The organism is Streptomyces montanisoli, assembly GCF_017813245.1.
In the GTDB taxonomy this organism is placed as follows: Bacteria; Actinomycetota; Actinomycetes; order Streptomycetales; family Streptomycetaceae; genus Streptomyces; species Streptomyces montanisoli.
Map to the genome: position 1 here is coordinate 1 of NZ_JAGIQL010000239.1, position 7,384 is coordinate 7,384.

Here is a 7,384-nt window from a genome sequence, read left to right on the forward strand (position 1 = left end):
GCCGCCGCCCGCTCGGGGATGCGCCGCGCGCGCGTGCGGCCCGTGCGCCCCTGGGCTCGCGCCGCCTGGGGGCTTCCCGTGCGGGGACGCGTGTGCGTTCCCGGCCTTCCTCACCTGTTCCGCCGATTCCACCAGCACCTGAATCCGACCTCCCGCCGCTCGCCCTGTGTGGACGCGGCCGACTGTGCACGAGACGGTTCGCGCGGTCCTGGAGACCACCTCGAACCCGTCCCCGACCGGCCGAGCGGCACCCCATCCGGCCGCGAGCGGCGCTCCACCGCGGCTCCGGCAGCGGCCCCCATCCTCCAGGCGCCCCGGACGCGGACCGGCGTGACGGGGGCGAAGGGAGGACAACCATGGCCGCGACCGGATGGTTGCGCCAGAGCGTCGGCCGTCTCCTTCGAGCGGTGGACGAGGTACTCGTGGCGTACGGAGATCGCATGCGCGCACAGCTGGAAGTGGACGAAGGAAGCACGGCCGCGGTGCCGTCGCCCTACGGGTACGGCGGGCGTGGCCGCGGCCCCGGCGGCGGCCACGGGCCGGGCGGGCACCCGATCGGCCCGGACGGGCCGCCGCCCGGGCACCCCGAGCGGCTGTGCCCCGAACTGCCGCTCACGGCGCAGGAGGTGGCCCTCATGCGGGACCTGGGGATATACGAGTGGCCGCGCGCGGGGAGCTGGTGACCCCGGCCGCGAGGCGCGGTGAGAGTGCGGCGCGAGGCGCACAGGTGGCGGCGGTCGAGCGGCCGCCGAGCCGCCGGCCGCACAGTCGTGTCAGAGCCTGCCGGGCACGAGCCGGCCACGCGGACCGACGGAGTTGACCGATGACGCCATCCCGAAGCTTCACCGAAGCCCTGGCCGGGCGCTTCTCGGAGCGTGCCGACCACATCGCGCTGTGCGTCCCTGACGCCGGCGGCGCGGGCGCAGACCTCATGACATACCGGGAACTGGCCCTGCGGGCCCGGCGCCTGGCCCGCAGGCTCGGCCTCGGGGCCACCGGGGGCCGCCCGGTCCTCGTCTGCATGGACACCGGGCCGCACCTGGCGGTGGCGGTCGTCGGCTGCCTGCTGGCGGGCGCGGTCGTGTCCGTGGTGCCGCCGCCCGCGTCCTCGCGGGCCGCCAGGGAGCGCATGAAGGCGATCACCGAGGACACCGGCACGTCGCTCGTCCTGACCGAGGCGGCGCTGGCCGCCGACGTCTCCCGGTACCTCGCCGAGGACGACAGGGGCGGCTACGGCGGCGTGCTGTGCCTGGCCGTCGACGCCCCCGCACCCGGCGGCGGCGCGGACGGTTCGGACGGCGCGTACGGTTCGGACGGCGCGGACGCTGACGGGGCCCACGCGCAGCAGCAGCCGCCGTCCGGCGACAGCCCCGCGCTGATCCAGTACACCTCGGGCACCACGGCGGCGCCGCGCGGTGTCGTGGTGACCCACGCCAACCTGCTCGCCGCGATGGAGTCGATACGCGCGGCGCTCTCCACCGACCAGGGCTCCCGCATCGGCGGATGGCTGCCGCTCCACCACGACCTGGGCCTGATCGGCCAGTTGCTCCACCCGCTGTGGCTGGGGGCGACCGCCGTCCTGGTGCCGCCCGCGCGCTTCGCGGCGCGCCCCCTGCGGTGGCTCGAGACGCTCGACCGGTACGGCGTCACCGCGACGGCGGCGCCCGACACGGCGTTCGCGCGCTGCGCGGCCGAGGCGACGGACGAGGATGTGGCCGGGCTCGACCTGTCCCGGCTGCGCACCGCGGTCGACGCGGCCGAGCAGGTGTCGCCCGGCACACTGGCGGACTTCGCCCGCAGGTTCGCCCCCGCGGGGCTGCGCCCGGGCGCCCTCGTGGCCGGCTACGGGCTCGCCGAGGCGACGCTGATGGTCAGCGTGGCGACCCCGGCGGACGCCGGCGGACCCGTCCTGGAGGTCACGGGCGCGGGCGAGGGCGCCGGCGGCCGCGGCACGCTGCGACCCCGGCGGCAGGAGCCCGGCGCGGACACGGCCGTGCCCGCGCCGTACCCGGTGGCGTCCTGCGGGCCCGCGCGGGGCGTCGAGGTGCGCGTGGTCGACCCGGACACCCGCGAGGAGCTGCCGGACCGCGAGATCGGCGAGATCTGGGTACGCGGCGACGCCGTCTCCCCCGGCTACTGGCACCGGGCGCTGGAGAACGCCGAGACCTTCGGCCGCGCGACGGCGTCCGGCGCCGGCGGGTTCCTGCGCACCGGCGATCTCGGCGCACTCGACGACGGGCGGCTCTACGTCACCGGCCGCATCAAGGACGTGCTGACCGTGGCGGGCAGGACCCTGCACCCGCAGGAGGTCGAGCACCAACTGCGGCGTTGCGGCTCGCGGTTCGCCTCGGCCGCGGTGTTCATGGTGCGGCCGCGCGGCGGCGAGCACCTCGTGGCCGTGCAGGAGGTACGCACCTCCGGCGGCGGAAACGGGGAACTTGCCGGCCTGGCCGAGCGGGTGCGCCGCTGCCTCGCCGAGGACTTCGGGGCGACGGGCTCCGTCCTGCTCGTACGGCCGGGCACGGTCAGGCGGACGACGAGCGGCAAGGTGCGGCGCTCCGTGATGCGCGAACTGTTCCTGCGCGGCGAGCTGCGGCCGCTGCACACAGAACCGGCGGCCGGATCCGGCGCCGCGGCGGCAGGCCCGCCCGTGAGGAAGGGGTGATCGCATGTCCATGCGCACAGAGGCCATGGCGGGAGCGGGCGCCACGGCGATCGCTGCCGCCCGCCCGTCCACCGGCGCCGGCGCGCGCGCCCGGACGCTCGAGGAGCGGCTCGGGCCGCCCGACGACCCGGGCAACCCGCTGGGCTTCGCCGCGGTGCTGGCGGCCGAGGAGCGCGGTGAGCTGGTGGCCGCCGCCGAACAACTGCTGCACGACGAGGGGTTCGGCGCCGAGATGGTCCCCGCGGCCGACGGCGGCAGGCTGGAGCGCGCCGACGGCCTCGCCCGCGTCATCCGCCCCGTCTTCCGCCGCGACCTCGGCCTCGGCACCGGGTACGGCGTGACGTCGCTGTTCGCGGCGACGCCCGTGTGGACGGCCGGGACGGCCGGGCAGCGCGCGGCACTCGCGGACATCCTGTGCGGCGGTGGCCGCGCCTCCGTCGTCCACCACTCCATGGCGCACGGGAACGCGCTGTGGAGCGGCGAGGTGTCGGCGCTCACCACCTCGCGCGGCTTCCGCCTCGGCGGCCGCAAGGAGGTCGTGATCAACGCGGCGCGTGCGCGCGCCCTGGTCGTCTACGCCCGCACGGACCCGGCGCCCGGCTCACGCAGCCACTCGGTGCTGCTGATCGACCGGGAGGCCGCGACCCCCGGGCGGCTGCGCACGCTGCCGAGGCAGCCCACGACGGGACTGCGCGGCTGCGCCTTCGGCGGGCTCGAGTTCGCCGACTGCCCCGCGCCCGCCGGCTCGCTGGTGGGCGAGGCGGGCGGCGCCGTGCCGCTCGCCCTGCGCACGTTCCAGTTCCACCGGCCGCTGTGCGCGGTGATGGTCGTCGCGGCCGCGGGCACGGTGCTGCGCACCGCGGTGCGCGCCGTCGCCAGGGACGGCGGCGGGCGCACCGGCGAACGCCACCGCCCGCTGCTCGCCGGCGTCTTCGCCGACCTGCTGGCCTGCGACAGCCTGGCCACCACCGTCCTGCGGGCGCTGCACCTCCACCCGGAGAGCGCCGACCTGGCGGCCGCCGAGGCGAAGTACCTGGTGCCCGACCTTCTGCGGGAGGACCTGGAGGAGCTGGCCACCGTGGTCGGCAGGCCGGGCCGTGCGGGGCACGCGGGGGACGGGGGCGAGGTGGACCGGGAGATGCTCGCGAAGCTCATGCGCGACCTGCCCACCGCCAGCCTCGGCCACGCCGGGACGGCCGCCTGCCAGGCGGCGGTGATCCCGCGCCTGCCGCTGCTCGCGCGCACGTCGTGGCTCCGTGCGGACGATCCCGGGGACGCGCTGTTCCGGCCGGGCCTCGCGCTGCCGCCCCTCGCGCTCGACGCGCTCGCCGTGGCCGGCCGGTCGGACTTCTTCGCCGCCGCGCTGGCCGCCACGGCCGGCCGGCTGCGCGCCGACGGCGTCGAACACGGGTACGGGCGGACGCTCGGCGCGCTGGTGACGGCCCTGCTCGGCGAGCTTGCGGCGCTGCGCGAGCGGTGCGTCGCGGTGGCGCCCGGCGATCTCGGCGTGCTGTCGAGCCCGGAAATGTGCGCTCTGGCCGACCGCCACGCGCTGCTGAGCGCGGCCGCCGCGGCGCTCGGCGTGTGGGAGAGCCACCGCGGGGAGCCCGGGTTCCTCGGCGACCCGGCGTGGCTGGTGATGGCGCTGCTGCGGATCGGGCGCAGGCTCTGCCTGCCGGACCTCCCCGCGCTGCCGGACGGCTGCGTCGACCGCGTGCTGGCCGAGGTGGCCGACCGCTACCGGGGCCGCAGGAGCTACGACCTGTACGACGAGCCCGTGCAGTGGGCGGACGCGCCGTGAGACGGCTCGGGCCGGCGGCCGGCGGCGATCACGGCGACGGGAACGGCGGCGAGTACGGGAATGCCTACGGCGACGACTACGGCGACGACTACGGCGGCGACTACGGCGGCGACGACGGCGGCGACGACGGCGCGCGGGAGGTCGGCGAGCCGATCCTGGCGTCAGGGGCGGACGAGGCGTGGAGCCGGGTGCGCCAGTCCGTGGCGTGGCACGGCCACGCGGTGGTGTACGCGGACTGGCGCGACTGGCTGCCCAGGGTGCTTGAGGACGCGGACCTGCGGCCGATGCTGGGCAGCCGCGACTGGCAGCGGCTGCGCGGCCTGCCCGACCCGGAGTCGCGGTCGAGGTTCGCCGTGTCCCGGCTGCTGATGCGGTGCACGGCGGGCGCGGCACTGCAGGCGCCGCCGGGCTCCATCGACCTGGCGTACAAGCCGGGCGGCCGGCCGTACCTGCGCGGGTGCGACCAGATCGACGTGTCCCTCAGCCATACGGGCGAGTTGATCGTCGTCGGGCTCAACAGGCGCGGCAGGATCGGGGTGGACACGGAGGTGGCGAGCCGCAGGATCCGGTACGCGTCCGTGGAGCGGCAGTTGTGCACGCCCGACGAGCGCGCCCTGCTCGGCGGCCTGCCCGAGGCCGAGCGCGAGCGCGAGCTGCTGCGCGTGTGGACGCTGAAGGAGGCGTACACCAAGGCGCTGGGTCAGGGCATGCGGATGGGGTTCAACCAGTTCGGTTTCAGCCGTGGCGGCGAGTCGCTGCTGACACCGGACGGCAGGCCCGCGTCGCGCGGCGAGTGGTCGTTCGCTACGTTCGAGGTGCTCGGCACGTACCTGCTCAGCGTCGCCTGCCATGACGTGGGGCTCGAAGGCGCGGGCGACCTGGCGGTCGGCACCATGCTCGACGCGGCCTTCGTCCACGAGATCGTGGGGCTGCTGGGGGAAAAATGAAGGCGAGGGGGGAAGGTGCGGATGGTCGTTACTGCGCCATAATGTTCGGCTAGTTGGCCATTCGCGTGGGGGAGAACATGGTCAGGATTTTGATCGCCGAGGACATGCACATGCTCCGCAAGGCCCTTGTCTCGCTCCTGGAGCTTGAGCCGGACATCGAGGTGGTGGCGGAGCTCGCGTCCGGGGCGGACATCGTCCCGGCGGCCCGCGCGCTCAAGCCCGACGTGGCCGTGCTCGACATCGACCTTCCGGTCACGGACGGCATCACCGCCGCGGCCGACCTGTCCACCGCCGTGCCCGGCTGCCGCACGATCATCCTCACCAGCCTCGGCAGGCCGGGCAACCTGAGACGGGCGCTCGCCGCGCACGTTTCGGGCTTCCTGCTCAAGGACACCGACCCGGACCGTCTCAGCCAGACGATCCGGCAGGTCGCCGCGGGCGAACGTGTCATCGACCCGCAACTGGCCCTCGCCACACTCGACTTCGGCGGGTCGCCGCTCACCGACCGGGAGGCCGAGGTGCTGCGGCTGGCCGCCGAGGGCATGGAGGCCGCGCAGATGGCGTCCCGCCTGCACCTGTCGACGGGGACGGTGCGCAACTACCTGACGAACGTCGTCACGAAGCTGAACGCGCGCAACCGCGTCGACGCCATCCGCATCGCCAGGGACGCCGGCTGGCTGTGACGCCGGCTGGCTGTGACGCCGGCTGGCTGTGACGCCGCGCGGTCGCCGCCCGGCAGGGCCCGCGCCCGTCACCCCGCGGGCCGCGCCGCGCGCGCCGCGTCGAGGTCCACCTCCACCCGCAGTTCGTACCAGCCGTCCCCGCAGGCCCCCGCGGTCAGCGCGCCGCCCACGTCCCGCAGCCGCGCCGACAGGTTGTTCAGGCCGCTGCCGCCGTCCGGGTCGTAGGGCGCGGGCGTCTCGCCCACCCCGTCGTTGGCCAGGGCGAGGACGACCGTGTCGTCGCACCGGTGGCCCGTGATGGCGCAGTGCTCCGCCTTGCTGTGGCGCAGCAGGTTCGTGAGGCCCTCCCGCAGGACGGTGGCGAGCGCGGTCTCCACCGCGTCGGGCAGCGGGCCGCATTCGAGGCCGACCGTGGTCTCGACGCCCGTCGTGCCGAGGACGGCGAGCGCCGACTCGACCTCGGCCGACAGCGACCTGCGGTGCTCGCCCTTGGTCACCGCGCGGATGTCGGCGAGCGCCTGGCCCGCGGTCGCGAGGATCTCCCCGAGCTCGGTCCTGGCGCGTTCCGGGTCGGTGGGCACGAGCCGGTAGGTCAGCTCGCACTTGAGGGTGATCGTGGACAGGCTCAGGCCCATCAGGTCGTGCAGGTCGCGCGCGAACCGCAGGCGCTCCCTGACCACGAGCAGCCGGGTCTGCTCGGCCCTCGACCGGTACAACTCGGCCACCAGGTCCTTCATACGGGCAAGACCGAAGACGACGAGCCCGCAGGTGATCGCGGAGATGGAGAGCTCGGCGACATCGGTCACGTCCGTGCCGACGGCGAACAGGACCCCCGCGTTGCCCGCCACCAGGGCGCCGGCCAGCGGCCAGGCCGAGGGGGAGGCGCGCAGCATCAGCACGGACCCGACGAGGAAGCCGGGGACCCCGAGCCACTTCTCGCCGAACAGCAGGAACGGCGCGTACGTGAGGACCGCCTGCGCCCCGAACCACCACCAGCGGCCGCCGGGCAGGCGGCGCGCCACGGCAGGGTGGACGCGGCAGAACTGGAGCGCCGCGATCGCCGCGAGCAGCGCGAGCGCGCCCAGCAGGGGCCGGCCGAGCAGCCCGCCGTTCGCGAGATACGCCGCGTCGACGACGGTGTAGCCGGCGAGCACGCAGGTGGTGATCGTCGCCGCGGTGCGCGGCGCCAGGCTCGTGCGGGGGCGCGCGGCGGCGACGGGGTCCGTCTCACGGGACGGGGCGTGCGCGCCCGCGGTACAGGCGCGGCCCGCGCCGGCGACCGCGCCCG

At 75.9% G+C, this 7,384-nt stretch carries 6 protein-coding genes; 5 read left to right on the forward strand and 1 reads right to left on the reverse strand.

The features are described from left to right. Nucleotides 1–356: 356 nt before the first annotated feature. The 5 genes from JFN87_RS30885 (at nt 357) to JFN87_RS30905 (ending at nt 6,096) form a co-directional block, all read left to right on the forward strand. Complete coding sequence (locus JFN87_RS30885; RefSeq protein WP_209345482.1) at nt 357–683, forward strand: DUF6059 family protein; 327 nt, start codon at nt 357–359, stop codon at nt 681–683. A 140-nt stretch (nt 684–823) separates the two neighbouring features. Then, complete coding sequence (locus JFN87_RS30890; protein ID WP_209345483.1) at nt 824–2,665, forward strand: fatty acyl-AMP ligase; 1,842 nt, start codon at nt 824–826, stop codon at nt 2,663–2,665. Between the two features lie 4 nt (nt 2,666–2,669). Next, entirely contained in the window at nt 2,670–4,466 is a 1,797-nt protein-coding gene (locus JFN87_RS30895; RefSeq protein WP_209345486.1) for an acyl-CoA dehydrogenase family protein, read from the forward strand. Further along, the gene (locus tag JFN87_RS30900) at nt 4,463–5,413 is read left to right on the forward strand and encodes a 4'-phosphopantetheinyl transferase family protein (protein WP_307865662.1); all 951 of its coding nucleotides are present in this window, start codon (nt 4,463–4,465) and stop codon (nt 5,411–5,413) included. The genes JFN87_RS30895 and JFN87_RS30900 overlap by 4 nt, the downstream gene beginning before the upstream one ends. A 77-nt stretch (nt 5,414–5,490) precedes the next feature. Then, on the forward strand, nt 5,491–6,096 hold the full coding sequence (locus JFN87_RS30905; protein ID WP_209345493.1) for a response regulator transcription factor: 606 nt from the start codon (nt 5,491–5,493) through the stop codon (nt 6,094–6,096). 68 nt (nt 6,097–6,164) lie between these two features. Here the strand turns inward: JFN87_RS30905 and JFN87_RS30910 are convergent. Then, the coding region (locus JFN87_RS30910) for a sensor histidine kinase (protein WP_209345488.1) at nt 6,165–7,384 on the reverse strand (1,220 nt) is incomplete at its 5' end.